21 protein-coding genes are annotated in these 25,030 nt (G+C 52.8%); 8 read left to right on the forward strand and 13 right to left on the reverse strand.

What is annotated here, in order from left to right; genetic code table 11:
* The 9 genes from dam to AL515_RS22815 all read right to left on the reverse strand — a co-directional run bounded on the left by dam (position 1) and on the right by AL515_RS22815 (position 7,729).
* The gene (gene dam, locus AL515_RS22775; RefSeq protein ID WP_048213543.1) at positions 1–837 is read right to left on the reverse strand and encodes an adenine-specific DNA-methyltransferase; all 837 of its coding nucleotides are present in this window, start codon (positions 835–837) and stop codon (positions 1–3) included.
* A 117-nt stretch (positions 838–954) separates the two neighbouring features.
* Positions 955–2,247: a cell division protein DamX gene (gene damX / locus AL515_RS22780; RefSeq protein ID WP_061068727.1), complete on the reverse strand. Its 1,293-nt coding sequence runs from the start codon at positions 2,245–2,247 to the stop codon at positions 955–957.
* Between the two features lie 96 nt (positions 2,248–2,343).
* Positions 2,344–3,432, reverse strand: coding sequence for a 3-dehydroquinate synthase (aroB, locus tag AL515_RS22785; protein ID WP_048213545.1), 1,089 nt, complete (start codon positions 3,430–3,432; stop codon positions 2,344–2,346).
* Between the two features lie 57 nt (positions 3,433–3,489).
* Entirely contained in the window at positions 3,490–4,011 is a 522-nt protein-coding gene (gene aroK / locus AL515_RS22790) for a shikimate kinase AroK (RefSeq protein WP_003023552.1), read from the reverse strand.
* 404 nt (positions 4,012–4,415) lie between these two features.
* On the reverse strand, positions 4,416–5,654 hold the full coding sequence (hofQ, locus tag AL515_RS22795) for a DNA uptake porin HofQ (RefSeq protein WP_061068728.1): 1,239 nt from the start codon (positions 5,652–5,654) through the stop codon (positions 4,416–4,418).
* Entirely contained in the window at positions 5,566–5,970 is a 405-nt protein-coding gene (locus tag AL515_RS22800; RefSeq protein WP_071887397.1) for a HofP DNA utilization family protein, read from the reverse strand. The genes hofQ and AL515_RS22800 overlap by 89 nt, the downstream gene beginning before the upstream one ends.
* Positions 5,960–6,427 (reverse strand): HofO family protein, encoded by a 468-nt coding sequence (locus AL515_RS22805; protein WP_061068729.1) that lies wholly within the window; start codon positions 6,425–6,427, stop codon positions 5,960–5,962. The genes AL515_RS22800 and AL515_RS22805 overlap by 11 nt, the downstream gene beginning before the upstream one ends.
* On the reverse strand, positions 6,411–6,950 hold the full coding sequence (locus AL515_RS22810) for a PilN domain-containing protein (RefSeq protein WP_061068730.1): 540 nt from the start codon (positions 6,948–6,950) through the stop codon (positions 6,411–6,413). Before AL515_RS22810 ends, AL515_RS22805 begins: the two co-directional genes overlap by 17 nt.
* Complete coding sequence (locus AL515_RS22815; RefSeq protein ID WP_048213549.1) at positions 6,950–7,729, reverse strand: hypothetical protein; 780 nt, start codon at positions 7,727–7,729, stop codon at positions 6,950–6,952. Before AL515_RS22815 ends, AL515_RS22810 begins: the two co-directional genes overlap by 1 nt.
* A 120-nt stretch (positions 7,730–7,849) precedes the next feature.
* On the opposite strand from AL515_RS22815, the gene mrcA reads away from it, so the two are divergent.
* A complete protein-coding gene (mrcA, locus tag AL515_RS22820; protein ID WP_061068731.1) occupies positions 7,850–10,402 on the forward strand; it encodes a peptidoglycan glycosyltransferase/peptidoglycan DD-transpeptidase MrcA in 2,553 nt (850 codons plus the stop codon).
* A 112-nt stretch (positions 10,403–10,514) separates the two neighbouring features.
* Here mrcA and nudE read toward each other — a convergent pair whose 3' ends face one another.
* Positions 10,515–11,075: an ADP compounds hydrolase NudE gene (gene nudE, locus AL515_RS22825; protein ID WP_048213799.1), complete on the reverse strand. Its 561-nt coding sequence runs from the start codon at positions 11,073–11,075 to the stop codon at positions 10,515–10,517.
* 322 nt (positions 11,076–11,397) lie between these two features.
* Here nudE and igaA point away from each other — a divergent pair, with 322 nt between their 5' ends.
* From igaA to hslO, 4 genes are all read left to right on the forward strand, one after another.
* A complete protein-coding gene (gene igaA, locus AL515_RS22830; protein ID WP_048213551.1) occupies positions 11,398–13,533 on the forward strand; it encodes an intracellular growth attenuator protein IgaA in 2,136 nt (711 codons plus the stop codon).
* Between the two features lie 62 nt (positions 13,534–13,595).
* Positions 13,596–14,264 (forward strand): GMP/IMP nucleotidase, encoded by a 669-nt coding sequence (gene yrfG / locus AL515_RS22835; protein WP_048213552.1) that lies wholly within the window; start codon positions 13,596–13,598, stop codon positions 14,262–14,264.
* Positions 14,265–14,274: 10 nt separating this feature from the next.
* Positions 14,275–14,676 (forward strand): ribosome-associated heat shock protein Hsp15, encoded by a 402-nt coding sequence (gene hslR / locus AL515_RS22840; protein ID WP_048213553.1) that lies wholly within the window; start codon positions 14,275–14,277, stop codon positions 14,674–14,676.
* Positions 14,677–14,700: 24 nt separating this feature from the next.
* A complete protein-coding gene (gene hslO, locus AL515_RS22845) occupies positions 14,701–15,579 on the forward strand; it encodes an Hsp33 family molecular chaperone HslO (protein WP_061068864.1) in 879 nt (292 codons plus the stop codon).
* A gap of 94 nt (positions 15,580–15,673) precedes the next feature.
* On the opposite strand, the gene AL515_RS22850 is transcribed toward hslO, so the two are convergent.
* Complete coding sequence (locus tag AL515_RS22850; protein ID WP_061068732.1) at positions 15,674–17,392, reverse strand: DUF4153 domain-containing protein; 1,719 nt, start codon at positions 17,390–17,392, stop codon at positions 15,674–15,676.
* Positions 17,393–17,770: 378 nt separating this feature from the next.
* Between AL515_RS22850 and pckA the strand changes: the two genes are divergently transcribed.
* Positions 17,771–19,393, forward strand: coding sequence for a phosphoenolpyruvate carboxykinase (ATP) (gene pckA, locus AL515_RS22855; RefSeq protein ID WP_061068733.1), 1,623 nt, complete (start codon positions 17,771–17,773; stop codon positions 19,391–19,393).
* A gap of 111 nt (positions 19,394–19,504) precedes the next feature.
* Here the strand turns inward: pckA and envZ are convergent, their stop codons facing one another.
* Both envZ and ompR read right to left on the reverse strand, forming a co-directional pair.
* Positions 19,505–20,857 carry a two-component system sensor histidine kinase EnvZ gene (envZ, locus tag AL515_RS22860; RefSeq protein WP_048213556.1) on the reverse strand — a complete coding sequence of 451 codons (1,353 nt, stop codon included), beginning with the start codon at positions 20,855–20,857 and terminating at the stop codon, positions 19,505–19,507.
* On the reverse strand, positions 20,854–21,573 hold the full coding sequence (gene ompR / locus AL515_RS22865; protein WP_001157751.1) for an osmolarity response regulator transcription factor OmpR: 720 nt from the start codon (positions 21,571–21,573) through the stop codon (positions 20,854–20,856). The genes envZ and ompR overlap by 4 nt, the downstream gene beginning before the upstream one ends.
* Positions 21,574–21,798: 225 nt before the next feature.
* Here ompR and greB point away from each other — a divergent pair, with 225 nt between their 5' ends.
* Positions 21,799–22,272: a transcription elongation factor GreB gene (gene greB, locus AL515_RS22870; protein WP_061068734.1), complete on the forward strand. Its 474-nt coding sequence runs from the start codon at positions 21,799–21,801 to the stop codon at positions 22,270–22,272.
* Positions 22,273–22,370: 98 nt separating this feature from the next.
* A complete protein-coding gene (locus AL515_RS22875; protein WP_061068735.1) occupies positions 22,371–24,704 on the forward strand; it encodes a Tex family protein in 2,334 nt (777 codons plus the stop codon).
* Positions 24,705–25,030 lie beyond the last annotated feature (326 nt).

Here is a 25,030-nt window from a genome sequence, read left to right on the forward strand (position 1 = left end):
TTATTTTTTCGCAGGCGTTGCGACTCCTGGTTTGTATAGTGCCAGCAGTTCGTTCACCTTTTTACGTGTGCCGCCGTTGCTGCTTATACTGCGCCGCACTTTGACCTGAAAATGTTTCGCCGCTCGATACCATTCGCGGGTATCCGGCGTGTCATGATTCGAAATTAACACCGGGATCTGCTTACTGACCAGCTTTTCTGCCATCTCGGCCAGATGCGCCTGCTCTTTCGGGCTAAAGCTGTTGGTATGATACGCGGTGAAATTTGCCGTCGCCGAGAGCGGTGCATATGGCGGGTCACAGTAGACCACAGAGTTGCTATCCGCGCGATCCATGCACTCTTCATAGGAGAGGCAATGGAACTCTGCATTTTGCGCTTTTTCAGCAAAATGGTACAACTCGGCTTCCGGGAAGTAAGGTTTTTTATAACGACCAAAGGGGACGTTAAACTCACCACGCAGGTTATAACGGCATAACCCGTTATAGCCAAAACGGTTGAGATATAAGAACAGCACTGCACGTCGGAACGGGTCCTGGCAGGCATTAAATTCTTCCCGGAACTGGTAGTACACCTCAGCCTGATTCGTTTCAGGCATAAACAGCTCACGTGAAGCCTGCACATACTCATCGGTACGCGTCTTCACGATGTTATAGAGACTGATAAGGTCGCTGTTGATATCGGCAAGAATATAACGAGAAAAGTCGGTGTTGAGAAACACCGACCCTGCACCCACGAAGGGTTCAATCAGGCATTCACCCTGAGGTAAATGCCGTTTGATGTCATCAAGCAGGGGATATTTCCCCCCTGCCCATTTCAAAAAAGCGCGATTTTTTTTCATGCTGACTAACTAATTACACCTTCTCCGGCTGTGGAGAAAGCTCCGACAGCATCCTGCGCTTTAGTCTTTGTCCCGCAATTGGGCGAAACAGCAAACCATTGCAGAACATATCCTATCTTACTTCAAATCGGCCTGAACCTGGTGCAGCGGTTTTGCCCACGGGTTTTTCGCCTGAATGTCGGCGGGTAACGTAGACACTGCACGTTTTGCATCTTCTTTAGACGCATACACGCCCGTCACCAGAACATACCACGGTTGACCGTTACGCGTCGTCTGGTACACCACGTAGTTCTTCAGGTTCTCTTTCTTCGCCCAACCATTCAGGTTGTCGTAGTTAGAGGAACTGCTGAGCTGCAGCGTGTAGTGACTGGATGGCGCTGATTTTAACGCGCCAACGTTCCCTGCACTTTTCGCACCACCCGCAACCGGTGTTGCTGTCGTTGGTGCAGGTGTTGCAGTCTGGGCTGGCGTCGTCGCGGTTGCTTTCGGCTCAACAGTCGCTTTCGGCGTAGCGGTTACCACAGGCGCTTTGGTTGTGGTAGTCGGCGCAGTTGCGGTTGGTTTCGCCTGGGCAACAGGTTTCGGCTCTGTCGGCGTCGCTTTTACCGTGGTCTGCGGCTTGCTCTTCGGCTCAATAACAGCCTGTTTGCGTTCCTGATGTGCAACTGCAGTACGTTCTGCTGGCTCAGTCTTCGCAGTCTGACGTCCTGCATTGCCATTGCGAACTGGTGCTACGGTAGCAGGTTCAGTTGGCAGCGTAGAGTTGACTACGACGTTGTTAACCTGTGCCTGACCTTGCGGCTGCGTCAGTGCATTGTTCAGATCGCCCTGAACTTCGACGCGCTGCTGACCTTCCGCTGTGGCAGGTGCCTGGCCTTGAGTCGGGGTAGAGGAAATCGGCGGCAGAGAAACATCCTGCTGCGTATTGCCAGCGGTCTGCTCAGCACCCGTCGCAGGCATTGTGGTGTTCGCCTGATCCGTCGCATTGCTGCCAGAAAGATCGATGCTCTTCTCACCAGACGCAGCCTGCTCGCTGGAAGAGGAAGATGAGGGGGCCTTCAGCGCAGAACCGATACCGACAATTAGCAGCAGCAGTACCAGAACACCCACACCCATCATAATGTACTGACGGGAGGCTGGTTTACTGACCGCTTTTTTACGCTTGCGTGGGCGACGTTCTACACGTTCTTCATCCACAACATCGTCATCAGATTCATAGTCTTCTTCAATGTCCTGCTCTTCATCACGCTCTTTACGTGCCCGCGCAGGACGGCGATCGTCGGCATCCAGATCAACATCATCAAAATTGATTTGCGGCTCATTATCGCGTTCAGACGATTGACGAGAACGACCAGTACGACGATCGCTGGGATCGGGTTTCAGCTCGTCTTCTGGTTTGAATTCATCCATTTAACACCCCACTCAAAGGTTAATGCTTACGACTTTGCACATAACCTGAAGCTAAAAGACTTACGCTTTACAACGCAAGCCTGACCTTTCTTGTTGTTACGCCTGCTGGCAATCAGCAATCGCGTTAAGAACCACCTCGTGCGACACTCCGCCGCGCACTTCACTCTTCCCTATCGCCTGCGGAAGCACTAAACGAATCTCTCCCGCCAACACTTTTTTATCTCGCAGCATGTGCGGCAAATAAGCCTGTGTAGACATTTCACGCGGCCCATTCACCGGTAAACCTGCGCGCTGCAACAGCGTAATAATGCGCTGCGTTTCAGCGGAGGTAAACTGGCCCAAACGTTCTGACGTGCGGGCAGCCATTACCATACCTGCTGCGACGGCTTCACCATGTAACCAATTGCCATAACCCATTTCAGCTTCGATAGCATGGCCAAACGTGTGTCCCAGATTCAGTAAAGCACGTAAGCCCATTTCGCGCTCGTCCGCTGCGACAACTTCTGCTTTCAGCTCACAACAACGGCGAATACAGTACGCCATTGCCGGACCATCCAGACGCAACAACGCATCCAGATTGTCTTCCAGCCAGCTAAAAAATTCACCGTCAAGGATGATGCCGTATTTGATCACTTCCGCCAGGCCCGATGCCAATTCACGCGCAGGAAGCGTTTTCAGACAGTCGAGATCCACCACCACGGAAGCAGGTTGGTAAAACGCGCCAATCATGTTTTTACCGAGGGGATGGTTTACGGCGGTTTTACCGCCTACGGAGGAGTCAACCTGCGACAACAGCGTTGTCGGGACTTGAATAAAACGAACACCACGCTGATAGCTGGCTGCTGCAAAACCGGTAAGATCGCCAATCACGCCGCCGCCAAGTGCGACCAGCGTGGTATCGCGACCATGCGGTTTTTGCAGTAACGCAGTGAAGACCGTATCCAGCACCGCCAGGCTTTTATACTGCTCGCCATCGGGAAGGATAACGCTATCAACGTTAACACCCGCCTGTTCAAGTACGCCGCGAACCTTATCGAGATAAAGGGGAGCCAGGGTTTCGTTGGTCACCAACATAACCTGATCGCCCGATTTCAGCGGTAAGAATGAAGCTGGCTCATCAAACAAACCAGCCGCGATGGTGATAGGGTAACTACGTTCCCCGAGAGTGACTGTGATCCTCTCCATTACGCGACATCCACCTTAGTTACTTGTACCCGCAGACGAGTGTGTATTCAGCCAGAATTAGTTGCTTTCCAGCATATGAATAATCTGGTTTGCTACGACTTTCGCGCTCTGATCGTCGGTGCGAATGGTCACGTCGGCAATCTCTTCATACAGAGGGTTGCGTTCGTCGGCCAATGCTTCCAGAACTTCACGCGGCGGCGATTCTACCTGCAGCAGCGGGCGTTTCTTGTCACGTTGAGTACGTGCAAGTTGTTTTTCAATTGTCGTTTCAAGATAGACCACGACGCCACGCGCGGAAAGACGGTTACGTGTTTCACGTGATTTTACAGAGCCACCGCCAGTTGCCAGCACAATACCCTGTTTTTCCGTCAACTCGTTGATGACTTTTTCTTCGCGATCACGGAAGCCGTCTTCACCTTCTACATCGAAGACCCAGCCCACATCAGCTCCGGTTCGTTTCTCAATCTCTTGATCAGAATCGTAAAATTCCATATTGAGTTGTTGAGCTAACTGGCGCCCAATAGTGCTTTTTCCGGCACCCATAGGCCCAACCAGAAAGATATTGCGTTTCTCTGCCATTTTTTCGGTACTACTAAGACTATTCGTTAATGGTAAACCCGCTTCGCAGACACCCAGCGCAGCAGGACATGAACTGAAACCTCATAAGATATTGCGAGAGTCAGACTGAAAATTATCTCAATACTCAAGCGGGTTTGGCAACTGAATAAATCACCAAACCTTACGCATTTCTGGTCGTGGCAGGCATGCTACCCTGCAAACATCTGACCTGATGACGTATCGCGCAGCCAAATGACACCCAATAAGCCTATGGCACACCACCGGAAAGGCAAAGCGTATTCACTGCCGCATAAGTAAAGAAAAGTACCGACGCTCAAATCGGTACTCCTTGTATGCTAAATACACCCTCACGTCAAATCCCTGAAACGTGTTCAGTGCAAAAACAACGGCTTTTCATGCATAAGTTATTCCGTTGAAACCAGTCTGGGCGTTATAAAAACCACTAATTCGCGCCGTTCATCTTCTTTACCATCATGGCGAAAAAGAGAGCCAAGCCAGGGAATGTCGCCTAATAGCGGCACGCTGTCGGCTGCGGATTTATTCTTATGTGAAAAAATCCCGCCAAGCGCAATCGTCTCGCCGCTTCTTACCTCGACCTGCGTTTCAATCTCTTGCTTGTCGATAGCCAACACTTCGCCATCTGCCTGCTGTAGAACCTGTCCCGGAACATTCTGGCTGATATGCAGTTTCAGCCTGATTCTCCCTTTCTGCAACACCGTTGGCGTCACCTCCATCCCCAGTACTGCTTCCTTGAACTCGACGGATGTCGCGCCGCTTTCACCGCTGGAGACCTGATACGGGATTTCACTGCCCTGCTTAATACTGGCAGGTTGCAGATGAGAAGCCAGTAATCGAGGACTGGCAATGATGTCGAGCTGCTGTTTTTGCTCCAATGCGGACAACTCAAGCTCCAGCAAACGACCATTAATGCGGCCAATATTAAATCCCACCCGCGATGTTGCAGTAGACACAGAAAGGTCGCTGGCAAGCGTGGTGACATTCCCCACCGTCCCTGGCAATTGTGCATCTGCCAGCGACCACTTAACCCCCAGCTCACGCAAACTTTTTTCATTAATCGTGACGATATGCGCCGCCAGCTCGACCTGTTCAACGGGCAAGTCCATTTGCGTCACCCACTGTTCCAGTGTGTTTAGCGCAACAGAATTGTCTCGCAGCAGTATGCGGTTGGTACGTTTATCGACCGTTATACTTCCTTTAGTACTCAGCAGTTTTTCACCGGCTTTGGCCAACTCGGATGCATCGGCATAGTGCAAAATGATGCTGCGATGTTCCAGCGGCAAGCTGGCCTGAATCCGTGCCTGCTCGTTTTCCTGGCGGGCCGCATTTTCACTCTGCCATTGAACAGAATGCACATGCAGAATATTACCCTCCTGGCGTAATACCAGCCCGGCGCTTTTCACAACTGTCTGCAATGCCTGTTTCCAGGGCACATTCGTCAGATGCAATGACAGCACACCGCTAACATCCGGTGACACCACCAGATTTTTCTTCTCCTGCACCGCCAGCGCCTGCAGCACCTGTACAACGGGCACATCATCGACCACCAGCGTCACGTTTTGTGCTTTCCCAGCCAGCACGCTGGGTATTACGGTCATCAGCACGATGACTATCCACCGCTTCATTCACCTCTCCTTGTCGTTGCCACTGCCACCGTGATGGCTCACAATCATTCCCTGTGTCGATAGTTACGCTTTGGGCTGTCACCTGAGATACCCTCCAGATGCCATTCAGAACATCTCGCTGCTCGACCCTCCGCCATTTGTGTTGACCATCCTGCATAAAACCAATTGAGCGCCCTCCCTGGATCACCGCCCCCTGATAACGCCATGCCGACAACTCAGCCATCCGGCAGAGATCCTCTGGCGGCTGAAAGGGATTGCGCATGCCGGTCAACAACAGCACGCTAAAACACGCGAACAGCCAGCGCTTAGTCATCATTCAGACGCTCCAGGTGTATCGTCAACAACACATCAGCATCTTCTGCACTAAGAGAAAACTGACTCGTACTCATTCCCTGTTCCGCCAGTAGGGCAAACACGTGTGGGACTGCATCCCACGCAGTTTTCAGCGCCAGTTCGCCTCCCCGTACGGAGGGCTGCCAGTGGATCAGACGTGTAAGAGAGCTTTGATATACCAATGGGGAAAAAGGAACTGGCCTCGCTTCAGAGGGAGAAAAGGGTTGTTCAACCGATGACGCCAGCAGATACAGATTGCGCCATTGATCTTGAATCGCCACGCGTTGACGGACTAATGCTGCCTGCTGCGCTTTCCGTTGTTGCTCTACAGGATAAAGGCACAACAGCGCAGCCGCGATCAGAACCAACATCCAGCCGCCCCAGCACAAAAGTCGAAACCGCGGCGTCTGCGCTAACCAGCCATCACAAAGCGCCTGCATGCATAACACTCCGTATCAGACGATAGTGAAACTGCCAGTGTCCCTGCGCATCTTTTCGCGTTTCCCCTGAGCTTCCCAACTGAAACCCAGGGTGTTTACGTAATTGCGTCTCCAGTCTATGAAGCGCAGCAACGTTCAGCGTCAGCCCTGTCAGCTCCAGCGTATCCTGCTGCCAGGTCATTCCTGTTAACCACGCCTGTTCTGGCAGCAACTCGGCCACCCCTTGTAAAACAGACTGCCAGCTTCGCATCTGTTCACGCCGTTTTTCTCTTTGTTGCGCCTGCTGCCATTGTTGTTGACGCTGTTGCAGGCGCGGCTTGAGCGCTATCAGGGTTTCAGCCCGCATTTTTTCGGCATCAGCCAGCAGTAAATCGACCCGATTATCTACGCGAGAAAGCGCGTAATAACCCAACGCGATACCCACAATAACCAGTAAAGATCCACTCAATAATGCTCCCCACCATTGCAGACGGGCATACCGCCGCGACTGACGCCAGGGCAAAAGATTGATGTTCGCCGTCATCAGTACACACCTCCCATCGCCAGCCCAAGCGCAACAGCAAAGTTGTGGCTTTCCGTTGGAATCGGTGGCTGGCGGACGGACACCGCATTAAAGGGATCAAAGCCACCAGCGTCACATAGCGCAATATCCACAGGGCAAAGAGATAATGCCGCGGCAAGCGCGTCAATATCGTCAATTTCCCCCGTCGATTTACGTCCCCATGCCGTGCGGCTCGCCCAGAGCCATTGGGTATCGTCACGCCATGCCAGACACGATTGATGCACGGGTAAATAAGGAATTAATCGCTGCAAGGCGCTGGCATCCGGCGTAATGGCCGTAACCTGTACTTTCAGGGGATGCATCAGTGTCAGGAGTGCCGATATTTCTTTGCTTTGTGCCGCCGTCACGTTAAACGCCGGGCTTAGCGTGTCTTCGCTATAATCAAACTGCAGCGCATCCGGCTCCATATCCAGTTCGCGAGCCATTGCCCCAGACAACCATGCCGTTTGCTCTGGTTCGCGTAGGGTCATTGCTGGACGGGGTAACTTTTTTTGTAACGTCCTGTTGGCAGGAAAAGAAAGGTGAATATGGTGCCTGTGCGGTAGTTCACGGCTCCACGGCAGGAGCACCGCAGTAAGCTGTTCCGGCTCACGAATGTGCCCATCGACGACAACCTGATGTGCCAGCGGCATACGCCACCAGCGTTGTAGGACCCAACCGGATGCGTCACGAACGATAGCGACAGCCAGCGCATCATGTTGCTGAATATGCAGACCAATTTTCCATATACGAAAAGCCATTGCTGATGATCTCCTTATCACCCGTTCCTTCAACGGGTATATCAATGCGTCTGGCTTGCCTTTATACTACCGCGCGTTTGTTTATAAACTGCCCAAATGCCACTAAATGGGAAATCTCCAGTGAAGTTCGTAAAGTATTTATTAATCCTTGCAGTATGTTGCATCCTGCTGGGAGCAGGCTCGATCTATGGCCTTTATCGCTATATCGAGCCACAATTACCTGACGTCGCGACGCTAAAAGATGTGCGTCTGCAGATCCCAATGCAGGTTTACAGTGCTGACGGCGAACTCATCGCGCAATATGGTGAGAAACGTCGAATTCCGGTTACGCTGGATCAAATGCCGCCGGTAATGGTTAAAGCCTTTATCGCCACAGAAGACAGCCGCTTCTATGAGCACCACGGGGTGGACCCGGTGGGGATCTTCCGTGCGGCCAGCGTCGCGTTGTTCTCCGGCCACGCCTCACAAGGGGCCAGTACCATTACCCAACAGTTGGCGAGAAACTTCTTCCTGAGTCCGGAACGTACGCTGATGCGTAAGATCAAAGAAGTGTTCCTGGCTATCCGTATTGAGCAATTGCTGAGTAAAGACGAGATCCTCGAGCTTTATCTGAACAAGATCTATCTGGGGTATCGCGCCTATGGCGTGGGTGCTGCCGCGCAGGTCTATTTCGGCAAGACAGTTGATCAACTCAGCTTAAGTGAAATCGCGGTGATCGCCGGTCTGCCAAAAGCGCCGTCAACATTCAACCCGCTCTATTCGATGGACCGGGCAACTGCGCGCCGTAACGTTGTACTGTCGCGTATGTTGAGCGAAAACTACATCACCCAGGCCCAATACGATCAGGCACGTAGTGAAGCGATCGATGCCAACTATCACGCGCCGGAAATCGCTTTCTCAGCCCCTTATCTGTCTGAGATGGTGCGCCAGGAGATGTATAACCGTTATGGCGAGAAAGCCTATGAAGACGGGTATCGCATCACCACCACCATTACGCGCAAAGTACAGCAGGCGGCTCAGCAGGCAGTACGTAACAACGTGATGGATTACGACATGCGCCACGGCTACCGCGGCCCGTCGAACGTGCTGTGGAAAGTGGGCGAAAGCAGTTGGGACAGCAAAAAAATCACCGATACGCTGAAAGCGCTGCCGACTTATGGACCGCTGCTGCCCGCGGTTGTTACCAGTGCCAATCCGCAGGAAGCCATTGCCGCGCTGGCGGATGGTACGTCAGTGTCATTACGCATGGATGGCATGCGCTGGGCGCGTCCTTACCGCTCGGATACTCAACAAGGCCCAACGCCGCGTAAAGTGACCGACGTAGTACAGGCCGGCCAGCAAATCTGGGTACGTCAGGTGGGCGATGCCTGGTGGCTGGCGCAAGTGCCGGACGTTAACTCCGCACTGGTTTCGATTAACCCGCAAAACGGCGCAGTGCTGGCACTGGTGGGGGGTTTTGATTTCAACCAGAGCAAGTTTAACCGTGCCACCCAGGCGTTACGCCAGGTGGGTTCTAACATCAAACCTTTCCTGTATACCGCCGCGATGGATAAAGGCCTGACGCTGGCAAGTATGCTGAATGACGTACCGATTTCCCGTTGGGATGCCGGTGCAGGTTCTGACTGGCAGCCAAAAAACTCACCGCCGCAATATGCTGGCCCTATCCGCTTACGTCAGGGGCTCGGCCAGTCGAAAAACGTGGTGATGGTTCGTGCCATGCGCGCAATGGGTGTGGATTACGCGGCAGAGTATCTGCAGCGTTTCGGCTTTCCGGCACAGAATATTGTGCATACTGAATCACTGGCGCTGGGCTCAGCCTCGTTCACTCCGCTGCAGGTTGCTCGCGGTTACGCGGTAATGGCAAACGGCGGGTTCCTGGTCGACCCGTATTTCATCAGTAAAATTGAAAGCGATATGGGTGGCGTTATCTTTGAGGCGAAGCCAAAAATTGCCTGCCCGGAATGTGATATCCCGGTAATTTACGGCGATACGCAGAAGTCTAACGTGCTGGAAAACAGTAACGTTGAAGATGTTGCGGTATCTCAGGAACAACAAAACGCCGCCGTGCCAATGCCACAGCTTGAGCAAGCTAACCAGGCGCTGGTCGCACAAAGCGGCACGCAAGAATACGCACCGCACGTCATCAACACGCCGCTGGCCTTCCTGATCAAGAGCGCGTTGAACACCAATATCTTTGGTGAACCAGGCTGGATGGGAACCGGCTGGCGTGCAGGACGCGATTTACAGCGCCATGACATCGGCGGGAAAACCGGGACAACCAACAGCTCGAAAGATGCATGGTTCTCCGGCTACGGCCCAGGGGTGGTGACCTCGGTATGGATCGGCTTTGATGATCATCGCCGCGATCTCGGACATACGACGGCATCCGGCGCGATCAAAGACCAAATCTCCGGCTACGAAGGCGGTGCCAAGAGTGCGCAGCCTGCATGGGATGCCTACATGAAGAGTGTATTAGAAGGTGTTCCTGAGCAGCCGCTGACACCACCACCGGGTATCGTTACCGTCAATATCGATCGTAGCACCGGCCAACTGGCAAACGGCGGTAACAGCCGTGCAGAGTATTTCATTGAAGGTACTCAGCCAACGCAACAGGCGGTACATGAGGTGGGGACAACCATTATTGATAATGGTGAGACGCACGAGTTGTTCTAATCTTTTGCCGGATGACGCTTCGCTTATCCGGCCTACATTTTCGGCACAATTGTTTGATATTGCTGGATTTTGTAGGCCGGATAAGGCGACATCCACCATCCGGCAATGTCGATTAAAACCGCCCCTGCCCTTTCAGCCATTCGCGTACCAGGAACAGCGCACTGACATTACGCGCTTCGTGGAAGTCAGGGTCTTCTAACAGATCCATCAAATGCGCCAGCGGCCAGCGCACCTGTGGCAATGGCTCGGGCTCATCACCTTCCAGCGACTCAGGATAAAGATCCTCAGCGACCACAATATTCATCTTGCTGGAGAAATAGGAAGGCGCCATGCTGAGTTTTTTCAAAAACGTCAGGTCCTTCGCACCGTATCCCACTTCTTCTTTCAGTTCCCGGTTAGCCGCTTCAAACACGCTTTCACCCGGATCGATTAACCCTTTGGAAAAACCAAGCTCGTAGGATTCAGTTCCGACCGCATATTCGCGAATGAGGATCAGGTGGTCATCCACAATCGGCACAATCATTACCGCTTCGCGCGTGGATGGGCGCATACGCTCATAAACACGACGTACGCCGTTGCTGAACTCAAGGTCCACGCTTTCGACTTTAAATAGCCGGGATTGTGCGACGGTTTCCACTTTCAAAATCGTGGGTTTTTGTAATGATTTGCTCATCATGAGGATCTTTGCTGTGAAATCTGGGGTTATTGTGCGATATACAGCACGGTTTCGGCAATGTGAATTGCCGTTTATTTACATTTATGTAACGTACTAAAAGTTAATCCCTATTTCAAATTAAAAGTCAATAGGTTGAAATAACTCCAGGAATTTGCTGATATTCCGTTTTTGGTGATTTTGCTATTATTCGCATTTATTGGGCTGTACTTAAAGATGCTCAAGTTCAACTCCACACTTGCCGATAGCCAACCACAGAATCACGAATATTGAACAGGGTGCGACTGACCACGCCTGACAGACTAAGTAAGATGGGGAAAGCATGAGCACCATTCTGATTTTTTTAGCTGCTTTGCTGGCCTGCTCATTGCTTGCAGGGTGGCGATTCAGATCAAAATTCAGACAACAAAAATTACCGTTGAGCAACGTCTTCTCTGACGCCTCTAAGCGTAAACTAACACCCGAAGAACGTGGCGCGGTCGAAAACTATCTCGAAAACCTCAGTCAAATTCAGCAGGTACCTGGCCCAACAGGTGCCAGTTCGGCACCGGTATCGTTAACCCTGAATGCCCAAAGTAATAGCGTCATCGTACTGACGCATTCAATTACGCGCTATGGCATCACCACCGACGATCCGAATAAATGGCGCTATTATCTCGACTCCGTCGAAGTGCATTTGCCTCCCTTCTGGGAACAATACATCAATGACGAAAACAGCGTTGAGCTGATCCACACCAATACGCTGCCGCTGGTTATCTCGTTGAACGGTCATACGTTGAAAGAGTATATGCAGGAAGCGCGCGGCTACGCCCTACAGCACACCGCGTCTACTCAGGCATCTATTCGTGGTGAAGAAAGCGAGCAGATTGAACTGCTGAATATTCGTCAGGAAACGCATGAAGAATATGCTCTCAGCCGCCCGTCGGGATTGCGCGAAGCGTTACTGATTGCTGCCTCATTCCTGCTGTTCTTTTTCTGTTTAATCATGCCAGACACGTTCGTACCGTGGACCGCCGGTGGCGCGGTGTTGCTGCTGGCTGCGGGTCTGTGGGGCCTGTTTGCACCACCGTCTAAAACGGCTCTACGAGAAATCCACTGTCTGCGTGGCACTCCACGTCGCTGGGGGCTGTTTGGTGAAAACGATCAGGAGCAAATTAATAATATCTCCCTGGGTATTATTGACCTGATTTATCCACCACACTGGCAACCTTACATTGCACAGGACCTTGGCCAGCAAACGGATATTGATATCTATCTGGATCGCCATGTTGTCCGCCAGGGGCGTTTTTTATCTTTGCATGACGAGGTGAAAAACTTCCCGTTGCAACACTGGCTACGCAGCGCCGTCATTGCCGGCGGTTCGTTGCTGGTATTGCTAATGCTGCTGTTTTGGGTCCCGTTGGATATGCCAATTAAACTTACGCTTTCCTGGATGAAAGGGGCGCAAACTGTTGAGGCCACCAGCGTTAAGCAACTGGAAAAGGCAGGCGTTCGCGTGGGCGACACGCTGCATCTGAGTGGCACGGGGATGTGTAACATCCACACTCAGGGGAGCTGGAACGCACAACCCGCGACACCTTTTATGCCATTTGATTGTTCGCAGATTATCTGGAATGACGCGCGCGCCCTGCCGCTGCCTGAGTCCGACCTGGTCAATAAGGCTACCGCACTGACCCAAAGCGTTAGCCGCCAACTGCATCCCAAACCCGACGATGACTCTCGCGTCAGCTCATCATTACGCTCAGCCATTCAGAAGTCCGGCATGGTATTGCTGGATGATTTTGGCGATATTGTCCTGAAAACCGCCGATTTGTGTGCCGCCGAAGATGAATGCGTACGCCTGAAAAATGCCCTGGTTAACCTGGGTAACAGTAAGGACTGGAACGCTCTGGTTAAGCGAGCAAACGCCGGGAAACTGGATGGTGTGAATGTGCTGTTGCGCCCGGTAAGCGCCGAATCACTGGATAACCTGGTGAATACTTCTACGGCACCGTTCATTTCACGCGAGACCGCCCGGGCGGCTCAGGCACTGAATAGCCCTGCCCCCGGTGGTTTCCTGATTATCAGTGACGAAGGCAGCGACCTGGTTGATCAGCCCTGGCCGGCGACCTCGTTGTACGACTATCCGCCACAAGAGCAATGGAACGCTTTCCAGCGCCTTGCCCAGATGCTGATGCAAACGCCATTTCGCGCTGAAGGGATTGTCACCAACATCTCGACCGACGCCAACGGTACCCAGCACATTGGCCTGCACCGGATCCCGGATCGTTCAGGTTTATGGCGTTACCTTGGCACCACGCTGCTGATGCTCTCCATGCTGGGATGCGCTATCTACAACAGCGTTCAGGCATTCAGACGCTACCAGCGTCATCGTTCGCGCATCGCGGAAATTCAGGAATATTACGAGAGTTGCCTGAATCCAACGCTGCTTGAAGACCCAGAAAGCCTGATTCGATAACACGCCCGCGCGACGGAATATGCTACCCTGTCGCGCATCTTATTTTCCTCTGGGGAGTTTCCATGCACATAGATATTGCCTGGCAGGACGTCGACACCGTTCTGCTGGATATGGACGGTACGCTGCTCGATCTGGCATTCGATAACTATTTCTGGCAAAAACTGGTGCCGGAAACCTACGGCGCGCAGCAGGGTATCTCTCCCCAGGAAGCCCAGGAATTTATTCGTCAGCAGTATCATGCCGTACAGCATACGCTAAACTGGTACTGCCTGGATTACTGGAGCGAACGTCTGGGTCTGGATATATGCGCCATGACAACCGCACAGGGACCACGCGCCGTACTGCGTGAAGATACGGTACCGTTCCTTGATGCCCTAAAAGCGAGCGGCAAACGTCGTATTTTGCTCACCAATGCGCATCCGCATAACCTGGCGGTGAAGCTTCAGCATACCGGTCTGGCCTCACACCTTGATTTATTACTTTCCACCCACACATTTGGTTATCCCAAAGAGGATCAGCGGTTATGGCACGCTGTCGCTGAAGAAACGGGAATGAGTGCAGAGAAGACGTTGTTTATTGACGACAGCGAACCAATTCTCGACGCCGCTGCTCAATTCGGCATTCGTTACTGCCTCGGCGTAACCAATCCCGACTCAGGTACAGCGGAAAAACAGTACGCACGCCATCCGTCACTGAATGACTACCGCCGACTGATCCCCTCACTGATGTGAAGGAGACGCCATGAAAGAGAAGCCCCCTGTCGAAGTCAGGCTGGATAAATGGCTGTGGGCAGCACGCTTTTATAAAACGCGCGCAGTCGCCCGCGAAATGGTTGAAGGCGGTAAGGTGCATTACAACGGGCAGCGCAGCAAGCCGAGTAAGATTGTCGAGCTAAATGCCACCCTCACCCTGCGCCAGGGGAATGACGAACGAACGGTCATTATTAAAGCCATTAGCGAGCAGCGCCGCCCGGCAACTGAAGCCGTTATGCTGTATGAAGAAACCGCAGAAAGCGTGGAAAAACGCGAAAAAATGGCGCTGGCGCGTAAACTTAACGCGTTAACCATGCCGCACCCGGACAGGCGACCGGACAAAAAAGAGCGCCGCGACCTGTTACGATTTAAACATGGCGACAGCGAGTGACTGTCACCTGCAAGAGAGATGATTATGCCGCAACATGACCAATTACATCGTTATCTGTTTGAAAACTTTGCCGTGCGCGGCGAACTGGTAACCGTTTCGCAAACCCTGCAACAGATCCTCGAAAATCATACTTACCCACAGCCGGTCAAAACCGTGCTGGCGGAGCTGCTGGTTGCCACCAGCCTGCTGACCGCGACGCTGAAGTTTGACGGTGATATCACCGTACAGCTGCAGGGCGACGGTCCGTTGAGCCTGGCGGTCATTAACGGCAACAACAACCAGCAGATGCGCGGCGTGGCTCGTATACAAGGCGATATCCCTGAAGATGCCGATCTGAAAACACTGGTTGGCAACGGCTATCTGGTGATCACTATTACACCGGAAGAAGGCGAACGCTATCAGGGCGTGGTCGGTCTGGAAGGTGACACGCTGGCGGCCTGCCTGGAAGATTACTTCATGCGTTCAGAACAGCTGCCGACGCGTCTGTTTATCCGCACTGGCGACGTCGACGGTAAACCTGCTGCTGGCGGTATGCTGTTGCAGGTCATGCCAGCGCAAAACGCACAGGCAGATGATTTCGATCACCTTGCCGCACTGACAGAAACCATCAAAGCCGAAGAGTTGCTGACGCTGCCAGCCAACGAAGTTCTGTGGCGTTTGTACCACGAAGAAGAAGTCACCCTCTACGATCCTCAGGATGTTGAGTTCAAATGCACCTGTTCACGCGAACGCTGCGCGGGTGCTCTGAAAACGCTGCCGGATGAAGAAGTTGACAGCATTCTGGCAGAAGAAGGTGAAATCGATATGCACTGCGATTATTGCGGTAGCCACTATCTGTTTAACGCCATGGATATTGCAGAGATCCGCAGTAACGCCTCCCCTGCCGATCCACAGGTGCATTAATCCCCGTTTTGCCCGATGGCGCAACGCTTATCGGGCCTACGATAAAACTTTTGTCGGCCGGATGAGGCGCTCGCGCCGCCATCCGGCAACAGATTCACTCATTGTAATAAGTCATCGGTAGTCGTTTGCCATTAATGGTGATATCCCGCCAGACTCTTGAAGCCGAATCCAGTTGATGATTCGCCAGCGCCTGCAGCAGTTGATCCTTATTGAATCCCTCCGGTAGCCGGGCTGTCGCGATCAACACCCATTTGTTTTCCTTAACGCCAAAGACCAGGCTCTCCCCATCGCCAAAAGCATACAATACTTGCTCGGGCTGCCCATCCGCGTTGAGATCCTGATCCACCAACACACACGCATCCTGCTCAATACAGGAGGCGATCCGGTAGCGCTGCCCCTTTAAAAACGACCAAAACGCGTCATCGGGCTTCTTGCTTCCCGGTGCAATCATCACCTTCGGCGCTAACTGCGTTGCCGTCAGCTCATTTACCGGATCGCGATGCCCCCGCAGGATGGCATTTAAATCACGCCTGCGCTTGCTGTCTTTGTTGAATACATCGTCTTTTTGCAATGCTTCCAGTGCGGCGCGACCGGGTTTTCCGCTGTGATCCAGCATATACAGACTGACCTGGTCAGCCGTAATTTTCCCGCTGTAGTAGCGCCCCATATGGCTGTTGACGCTAATACGCCAAACATCAATGACCGGCGACGTCAGCAGAATCAACAGGCCCAATGTCAGGAGCGAAACGCCAAGAATGACCTTTCCCTGAATATCGAGCGGGTTGCCTCCAGCGCGCAAAATACTGACCAGATAGCCGAGGGACCACACCAGTAATACAAAGACCACCAATGCGCCATACAAACGCTCAGGCGTCCAGCCATACTGATGAATTCTCAGCCACATTGCCCAACCGGCAATCAGCATATAGAGAGGAGCAACAACCAGTGAAGCGTTAATCAAGTAACGTAATGCGCCAGGATAAGGTAACGCCTCTTTGTGCGGCTCGCGCACAATGGCCATCAGCAACAGGAAGAGCAGCGTCAACGTGGACATCAGGCCAGCCGCTGACACGCGCTGTGAGATAGCGTCCAGTCCGCTAAAAGGCAGGGTCAGCATAAACATCAGCGCTAACAGTGCAACCAGCGGGAGTAAACCTGTGGCAAGGAACGTCAGCAACTTTTGCACCGCAGCAACCAGACGCGACTGCGTACGTGCCAGCACTACTGCCAGTGCGGTGATCAGACCTAAAGCCAAATAAACAAACCAGTCAGTCTCAAAGAAAAGCGTGTTGAAGAAGGTGATTCCGACCAGTTGAAACATTTCACTCCACAGCAGGAGCACCAGCCAGAACAGGCCGTTGGCCACAAAAGCGATCAGCAGCGTCAGCGAGTTAAGCCACAGGCAGGTATAAAACTGCGGATAGCGAGCCTGTTCACGACGGGCATGAAGTTGATATTGAATCCACGGCAAAGCCAGCATCGCCATCAACAGTAAGCGCCAGCCGTAGGCAAAAAAAATGTCATCCTGCCGCCATCTGTCACTGTCTGCCACACTCCATTTCAGCCACACACTCATCGCCAGCACAACCACACAGATCAACGCCATCCAGCACCATAGAGCACGTTGCTTAAATGAGACGACAGTCAGCAAAAGCGCAGAGGAGAGCGCAATCGTTACGGGCATCCCGTAGAACAGCCAGTCACTGTTCTGCGGCGCAAGATACGCCATCAGCAGGTAGCACACACACCCTTGTAGCAGTCCGATAAAGATCATGCCCCAGCGGGTCGTTGGTGAAAGCTCAACACTGTCCATGTCGTTTTCCAGAAAGAAGAGAAAATCTAATTATCGCATCAACTTCACAAATATGAGTATTTGTCGGTCCATTTCGGAGCCCAACTGCGCGAGGTGAATCGATATTGTTTATGTTTGAGTTACGTTTTTTTCTTACATGAATGCGATTACACTCACAAGATTCCCGCCAAAAACACTCTCTATTAACGTTTTAAGAACATTTTCCACAACAAAAAAGGGTTTCCTGCCATAATATCCGCCTCTTTGTGACAGGAGTCGCAGCGTATTCGGTTATTCGTGGAATCACCGGATGCGTAAATCTATGAGCCTTGTCGCGGTTAGCAATCCCTAAAAAACCTTACTATTCCAGGTAATACATATTGGCTAAGGAGCAGTGAAATGCGTGTGAACAACAGTTTAACCCCGCAAGATCTCAAGGCTTATGGTATCAATGACGTTCAGGATATCGTTTACAATCCAGACTACGACACGCTTTATCAGGAAGAACTTGATCCAAACCTGGAAGGTTATGAGCGTGGCGTGTTAACGAATCTGGGCACCGTTGCAGTTGATACCGGTATCTTTACCGGACGTTCGCCAAAGGATAAGTACATTGTCCGTGACGACACCACACGAGATACACTCTGGTGGTCCGACAAAGGTAAAGGTAAGAACGACAACAAACCGCTTTCCCAGGAAACCTGGCAGCATTTGAAAGGGTTAGTCACCCATCAACTCTCCGGCAAACGTCTGTTTATCATTGATGCTTTCTGCGGTGCTAATGCGGATACCCGTCTTTCCGTGCGCTTCATTACCGAAGTCGCCTGGCAGGCACATTTTGTCAAAAATATGTTCATCCGCCCGAGCGACGAAGAACTGGTTGATTTCAAACCTGATTTCATCGTGATGAACGGTGCAAAATGCACTAACCCACAGTGGAAAGAACAAGGTCTGAACTCCGAAAACTTCGTGGCGTTTAACCTGACTGAACGCATTCAGTTAATTGGCGGCACCTGGTACGGCGGCGAGATGAAGAAAGGTATGTTCTCCGTCATGAACTACCTGCTGCCGCTGAAAGGCATTGCATCCATGCACTGCTCGGCAAACGTCGGTGAAAAAGGGGATGTGGCGGTCTTCTTTGGCCTGTCCGGTACCGGTAAAACCACGCTGTCCACCGACCCGAAACGCCGCCTGATTGGCGATGACGAACACGGCTGGGATGACGACGGCGTATTTAACTTCGAAGGCGGTTGCTACGCGAAGACCATCAAACTGTCTAAAGATGCTGAGCCGGAAATCTACAACGCAATCCGCCGTGATGCCCTGCTGGAAAACGTCACCGTGCGCGAAGATGGTTCTATCGACTTCGATGATGGTTCCAAAACCGAGAACACCCGCGTGTCCTACCCGATTTATCACATCGACAATATCGTTAAGCCGGTGTCAAAAGCGGGTCATGCAACCAAAGTCATCTTCCTGACCGCCGACGCATTTGGCGTACTGCCACCGGTTTCTCGCCTGACGGCGGACCAAACCCAGTACCACTTCCTGTCTGGCTTTACCGCCAAACTGGCTGGCACCGAGCGTGGCGTCACTGAGCCTACGCCAACCTTCTCTGCCTGTTTCGGCGCGGCATTCCTGTCGCTGCACCCAACGCAGTACGCAGAAGTACTGGTGAAACGCATGCAGGCGGCTGGTGCACAGGCTTATCTGGTGAATACCGGCTGGAACGGCACCGGCAAGCGTATCTCAATCAAAGATACCCGTGCGATTATCGACGCCATCCTGAACGGGTCTCTGGATAACGCGGAAACGTTCCGTCTGCCGATGTTTGACCTGGCAATCCCAACCGAGCTGCCGGGTGTGGATACGCGTATTCTCGATCCGCGTAATACCTACGCATCCCCGGAGCAGTGGCAAGAAAAAGCCAACGCACTGGCGAAACTGTTTATCGAGAACTTCGAGAAGTACACCGACACCCCTGCGGGCGAAGCGCTGGTTAGCGCCGGACCGAAGCTGTAACGAAAAGTGCCGGATGGCGGCTTCGCCTTATCCGGCCTACTGCAACTGATAAGCGCAGCGACATCAGTCGGTTAGCGAAATAAAAAGGGAGGCATTTAGCCTCCCTTTTTTCTACGCGTCTTTCGTTGTCCCCTGCGTGCGCGTGAATGGAACCGGAAGCCAGGCGCGTATCGACAGCCCGCCTCGCTCACTGGTGCCAATTTCCAGCATACCGTTATGGTTATCAATAATACGCTGTACAATCGCCAGTCCCAGGCCCGTGCCGCTGGTGCTACGCGCGCTGTCACCGCGCACAAACGGCTGGAACAGGTGTTGACGCTGTTCCGGTTTGATACCCGGCCCGTCATCTTCGACCTGGAACCAGGCGCGATGCGCTTCCATACCGCTACTGACCTTAATCCAGCCATTACCGTAGCGAGCGGCGTTAACCACCATATTAGCAACCGCGCGCTTGATAGACAGTGGGTGCATCTTCACCTGAATGACGCCTGGGCGTAATGCAGTATCAATTTCACGCTCGTAACCACTTTCTGCCGCGATCACTTCACCTAATACCGAGTTCAGATCGGCCATCTCCATCGGCATCTCCTGACCCGTCCGCAGATAATCGATGAACTGTTCGATAATGGCATTACACTCTTCAATGTCCTTATTGATGGACTCCGCGAGGTATCCGTCTTCTTCGCCCATCATTTCCGTCGCCAGACGGATACGCGTCAGCGGGGTGCGTAAATCATGGCTCACGCCCGCCATTAACAGCGTACGGTCATCGGCCAGCTGTTTTACGCCGGCGGCCATATGGTTGAAGGCTCGGGTAACAGAGCGCACCTCAGAGGCGCCGTACTCGCGCAGCGGCGGCGGAATAATGCCTTTCCCCACCTGTAACGCCGCATGTTCAAGATCCACCAACGGTCGGTTCTGAATACGGATAAACAGCCACGCGCCACCGATAGCCAGCAGCATAATCGCCAGCGTATAGCGGAACAGCGGTGAGAAATCACCCTGATGGATTTCCGTAAGCGGCACGCGTACCCAGATGTTGGGCGACAGCCAGGTTTTCAGCCACACGACCGGCGAGCTCTTGTTCACCTCAACGCGGACTTCCGTCGGGCCGCCCAGTTGCTGCGCCATCTGGTGGCTTAAGAATTCATAGTGTTGCGCCCAACGCAGACCGGCTTCTTCAGCGGCCTCGTTGGAATAGAGGGAAATACCGAGCTCACGGTAAATTTCCCGACGAAATGCAGGTGGCACTACCAGTTGCGTACCGTCCTCCAGTTGCAGTTTATCAGTCATCAGCATACGGACTTCGTAGGCCAGGACCTTATTAAACTGCTGGAGGCTCGGCAGAATCGCGAAGTTCAGCACCACAAGGTAGGTCGTCACCAGGCTTGCAAACAGCAAGGTGACGATAAGCAATAACGTGCGAGCAAACGAACTTCGTGGCGAGAAGCGCATTCGCCTCATGCTTTAGAACCGTCCGGAACAAAGACGTAGCCCAGACCCCATACGGTCTGAATATAACGAGGGTGCGCCGGGTCTTCTTCCACCATACGACGCAGACGGGAAATCTGGACGTCGATAGAACGTTCCATCGCAGAATATTCACGACCACGGGCGAGGTTCATCAACTTGTCGCGGGACAGCGGTTCACGTGGGTGGCTTACCAACGCTTTCAGCACCGCAAATTCACCGCTGGTGAGCGGCATAGGCTCATCTTCGCGGAACATTTCACGCGTACCGAGGTTCAGTTTGAACTTACCAAACGCAATGACCGCTTCTTCCTGGGAAGGCGCGCCCGGCAGTTCGTTTGCCTGACGACGCAGTACAGCGCGGATACGCGCCAGCAGTTCACGCGGGTTAAACGGTTTCGGAATGTAATCGTCAGCGCCGATTTCCAGTCCAACAATACGGTCCACTTCTTCGCCCTTCGCCGTCACCATAATGATCGGCATCGGGTTGCTTTGGCTGCGCAGGCGACGGCAAATAGACAGGCCATCTTCTCCCGGCAGCATTAAATCGAGCACCATCAGGTGGAAAGACTCACGGGTCAGCAGACGATCCATCTGCTCAGCGTTTGCGACGCTTCGAACCTGGAAGCCCTGCTCGGTCAAATAACGTTCCAGAAGCGCACGCAAGCGCATGTCGTCATCGACCACCAGAATCTTATAGTTCTCTTGCATTGTTATTACTCCCAAAGGTTCGCAACAATTAAGTGTATATTCTTAAGAAAGCTAGCGTGAGTCACCAGCGAATTCTGGTATGAATTCCAGGCTAAATTGTTACAAAGCATATTAAACAGCAGCTTAAGTATACAATGTTTCTCGCAATACATTATTTATTCTGTTGATATGCTCATGTAATACTAATTGTGCGCATCATCACAGAGTCGAAGGCAAAACAATAAGATGAAAACGCCCCTGATAACCCGTGAAGGGTATGAAAAACTCAAACAAGAGCTCAATTACCTCTGGCGTGAAGAGCGCCCGGAAGTCACCAAGAAGGTTACCTGGGCCGCAAGTCTGGGCGACCGCAGCGAAAATGCTGACTACCAGTATAATAAAAAGCGCCTGCGCGAGATCGACCGCCGCGTCCGATATTTGACCAAGTGTATGGAGAATCTGAAAATCGTCGATTACTCCCCACAGCAGGAAGGCAAAGTCTTCTTTGGCGCATGGGTTGAGATTGAAAATGACGATGGAGACATCCGCAAATTCCGTATTGTTGGCTACGATGAGATCTTCGGCCGTAAAGATTACATCTCTATCGATTCGCCGATGGCGCGGGCGCTGCTGAAAAAAGAGGTCGGCGAGCTCGCGGTGGTGAACACCCCTGGCGGGGAAGCCAGCTGGTACGTGAATGAGATTGAATACGTTAAGTGAGACCGGAACAATCCGAAGCCCCCGTAGATGACTGGCATTTTTGCCAGTCAATCCGTATAACTATCCCCTGATTTTTTATCCTATAGACGAAGCTATCCATGATGAATGATTCTTTCTGCCGCATTATCGCAGGTGAAATTCAGGCTCGTGCTGAACAGGTAGAAGCTGCCGTTCGCTTGCTTGACGAAGGGAACACCGTGCCGTTTATCGCACGTTATCGTAAGGAAATCACCGGCGGTCTGGATGATACGCAACTGCGTAATCTGGAAACCCGTCTGGGATATCTGCGTGAACTGGAAGACCGCCGTCAGGCAATCCTGAAATCTATCGGCGAGCAAGGCAAACTGACCGACGATCTGGCGAAAGCGATCAACGGCACGTTAAGTAAGACCGAACTCGAAGATCTCTATCTGCCGTACAAACCTAAACGCCGTACCCGTGGGCAGATCGCCATTGAAGCAGGCCTTGAGCCGCTGGCAGACCTGCTGTGGAACGAACCGTCTCACGACCCGGAAACGGAAGCCGCTAAATACCTCAACGCCGACAACGGCGTGGCGGATACCAAAGCCGCACTCGACGGCGCACGCTACATTCTGATGGAACGCTTCGCAGAAGACGCCGCCCTGCTGGCGAAAGTGCGTGATTACCTGTGGAAAAACGCCCACCTGGTCTCCACCGTGGTAAGCGGTAAAGAAGAGGAAGGCGCGAAGTTCCGCGACTACTTCGATCACCACGAACCGATCTCTACCGTGCCCTCTCACCGTGCGCTGGCCATGTTCCGTGGCCGTAACGAAGGCGTGCTTCAGCTTTCGCTGAATGCCGATCCGCAATTCGATGAGCCGCCAAAAGAGAGCCACGGCGAACAGATTATCCAGAACCACCTGGGACTGCGCCTGAACAACGCCCCTGCCGACAGTTGGCGTAAAGGCGTTGTGAGCTGGACATGGCGAATTAAGGTGCTGATGCACCTCGAAACCGAGCTGATGGGCACCGTGCGTGAACGTGCCGAAGATGAAGCGATTAACGTCTTCGCCCGTAACCTGCACGATCTGCTGATGGCCGCGCCTGCGGGGCTGCGCGCCACTATGGGCCTCGATCCCGGTCTGCGTACCGGCGTGAAGGTGGCGGTTGTTGACGGCACCGGCAAGCTGGTCGCGACCGACACCATTTATCCACACACCGGTCAGGCCGCCAAAGCCGCCGTTGCCGTTGCGGCGCTGTGTGAAAAATACAATGTTGAGCTGGTGGCGATTGGTAACGGTACGGCGTCGCGTGAAACCGAACGTTTCTTCCTCGACGTGCAGAAACAGTTCCCGAAAGTCACCGCACAGAAAGTGATCGTCAGCGAAGCCGGGGCATCGGTTTACTCTGCTTCCGAGCTGGCGGCGCAGGAATTCCCGGATCTCGACGTTTCATTGCGTGGCGCAGTGTCTATCGCCCGTCGTCTGCAGGATCCGCTGGCTGAGCTGGTGAAAATCGATCCGAAATCCATCGGTGTGGGCCAGTATCAGCACGACGTTAGCCAGACACAACTGGCGCGTAAGCTGGACGCGGTGGTGGAAGACTGTGTGAACGCCGTCGGCGTCGATCTCAATACCGCCTCCGTTCCGCTGTTGACCCGCGTGGCCGGCCTGACGCGCATGATGGCGCAAAACATCGTCGCCTGGCGCGATGAGAACGGTCAGTTCCAGAACCGTCAGCAACTGCTGAAAGTCAGCCGTCTGGGGCCAAAAGCCTTTGAACAGTGCGCGGGCTTCCTGCGCATCAACCATGGCGATAACCCACTGGATGCCTCCACCGTTCACCCGGAAGCCTACCCGATCGTGGAACGCATTCTGGCCGCCACCGAGCAATCGCTGCGTGACCTGATGGGCAACAGCGACGAACTGCGTAATCTGAAAGCTGCCGATTTCACCGATGAACGTTTCGGGGTACCGACTGTCACCGACATCATCAAAGAGCTGGAAAAACCGGGCCGCGACCCGCGTCCTGAATTTAAAACCGCACAGTTTGCCGATGGTGTAGAAACCATGAACGATCTGCTGCCGGGGATGATCCTGGAAGGGGCGGTCACCAACGTCACCAACTTCGGCGCGTTTGTGGATATCGGCGTTCATCAGGATGGACTGGTGCATATCTCTTCATTGTCGAATAAGTTCGTCGACGATCCACACACCGTGGTGAAAGCGGGCGACATTGTGAAGGTGAAAGTGCTGGAAGTTGACCTGCAACGCAAGCGTATCGCGCTGACCATGCGCCTGGACGAGCAACCGGGTGAAACCAATGCGCGTCGCGGCGGCGGGAACAACGATCGCGCTCAGGGCAATCGCCCGGCCCCTAAAGCCGCGAAACCTCGCGGTCGTGACACTCAGCATGCGGGCAACAGCGCCATGATGGATGCGCTGGCGGCGGCAATGGGTAAAAAACGCTAAGTTTGGATCATGTGCCGGATGGCGGTGTAAACACCCTGTCCGGCATATTTAATATATTATCTTCTCTCCGCCCCTTATATTTATCACCTCATTAACAAATAAAACCTTAATTAAACATTAAGAAAGTCAATAATGACACTGCAGAAACATTCATTCCAAAGCGGAATAAATGTTGAGAAATATCAAAATTGGCTCAAATTATTGTTCAATTCTACATTCCGTCACATTTATTCTATTGATGATAGAAACCATTCTCATTATCATTGTTTTGTTGATTATTTACTCTTTCCTTACGTTGGCTAATCATCTGGTCTCATGCCGCCCTG

Origin of the sequence: Citrobacter sp. FDAARGOS_156 (genome assembly GCF_001559235.2) — a bacterium.
Lineage (GTDB): Bacteria > Pseudomonadota > Gammaproteobacteria > Enterobacterales > Enterobacteriaceae > Citrobacter > Citrobacter youngae.

Coding starts and splice junctions, on each gene's coding strand:
- AL515_RS22805 (WP_061068729.1), bottom strand. CDS start 6,427: ATGCAGGCGCTTTGTGATGGCTGGTTAGCGCAGACGCCGCGGTTTCGA.
- greB (WP_061068734.1), top strand. CDS start 21,799: ATGAAAACGCCCCTGATAACCCGTGAAGGGTATGAAAAACTCAAACAA.
- yrfG (WP_048213552.1), top strand. CDS start 13,596: ATGCACATAGATATTGCCTGGCAGGACGTCGACACCGTTCTGCTGGAT.
- pckA (WP_061068733.1), top strand. CDS start 17,771: ATGCGTGTGAACAACAGTTTAACCCCGCAAGATCTCAAGGCTTATGGT.
- AL515_RS22850 (WP_061068732.1), bottom strand. CDS start 17,392: ATGGACAGTGTTGAGCTTTCACCAACGACCCGCTGGGGCATGATCTTT.
- ompR (WP_001157751.1), bottom strand. CDS start 21,573: ATGCAAGAGAACTATAAGATTCTGGTGGTCGATGACGACATGCGCTTG.
- damX (WP_061068727.1), bottom strand. CDS start 2,247: ATGGATGAATTCAAACCAGAAGACGAGCTGAAACCCGATCCCAGCGAT.
- hslO (WP_061068864.1), top strand. CDS start 14,701: ATGCCGCAACATGACCAATTACATCGTTATCTGTTTGAAAACTTTGCC.
- aroK (WP_003023552.1), bottom strand. CDS start 4,011: ATGGCAGAGAAACGCAATATCTTTCTGGTTGGGCCTATGGGTGCCGGA.
- nudE (WP_048213799.1), bottom strand. CDS start 11,075: ATGAGCAAATCATTACAAAAACCCACGATTTTGAAAGTGGAAACCGTC.
- AL515_RS22815 (WP_048213549.1), bottom strand. CDS start 7,729: ATGGCTTTTCGTATATGGAAAATTGGTCTGCATATTCAGCAACATGAT.
- igaA (WP_048213551.1), top strand. CDS start 11,398: ATGAGCACCATTCTGATTTTTTTAGCTGCTTTGCTGGCCTGCTCATTG.
- AL515_RS22875 (WP_061068735.1), top strand. CDS start 22,371: ATGATGAATGATTCTTTCTGCCGCATTATCGCAGGTGAAATTCAGGCT.
- dam (WP_048213543.1), bottom strand. CDS start 837: ATGAAAAAAAATCGCGCTTTTTTGAAATGGGCAGGGGGGAAATATCCC.
- hslR (WP_048213553.1), top strand. CDS start 14,275: ATGAAAGAGAAGCCCCCTGTCGAAGTCAGGCTGGATAAATGGCTGTGG.
- aroB (WP_048213545.1), bottom strand. CDS start 3,432: ATGGAGAGGATCACAGTCACTCTCGGGGAACGTAGTTACCCTATCACC.
- envZ (WP_048213556.1), bottom strand. CDS start 20,857: ATGAGGCGAATGCGCTTCTCGCCACGAAGTTCGTTTGCTCGCACGTTA.
- AL515_RS22810 (WP_061068730.1), bottom strand. CDS start 6,950: ATGACGGCGAACATCAATCTTTTGCCCTGGCGTCAGTCGCGGCGGTAT.
- AL515_RS22800 (WP_071887397.1), bottom strand. CDS start 5,970: ATGATGACTAAGCGCTGGCTGTTCGCGTGTTTTAGCGTGCTGTTGTTG.
- hofQ (WP_061068728.1), bottom strand. CDS start 5,654: ATGAAGCGGTGGATAGTCATCGTGCTGATGACCGTAATACCCAGCGTG.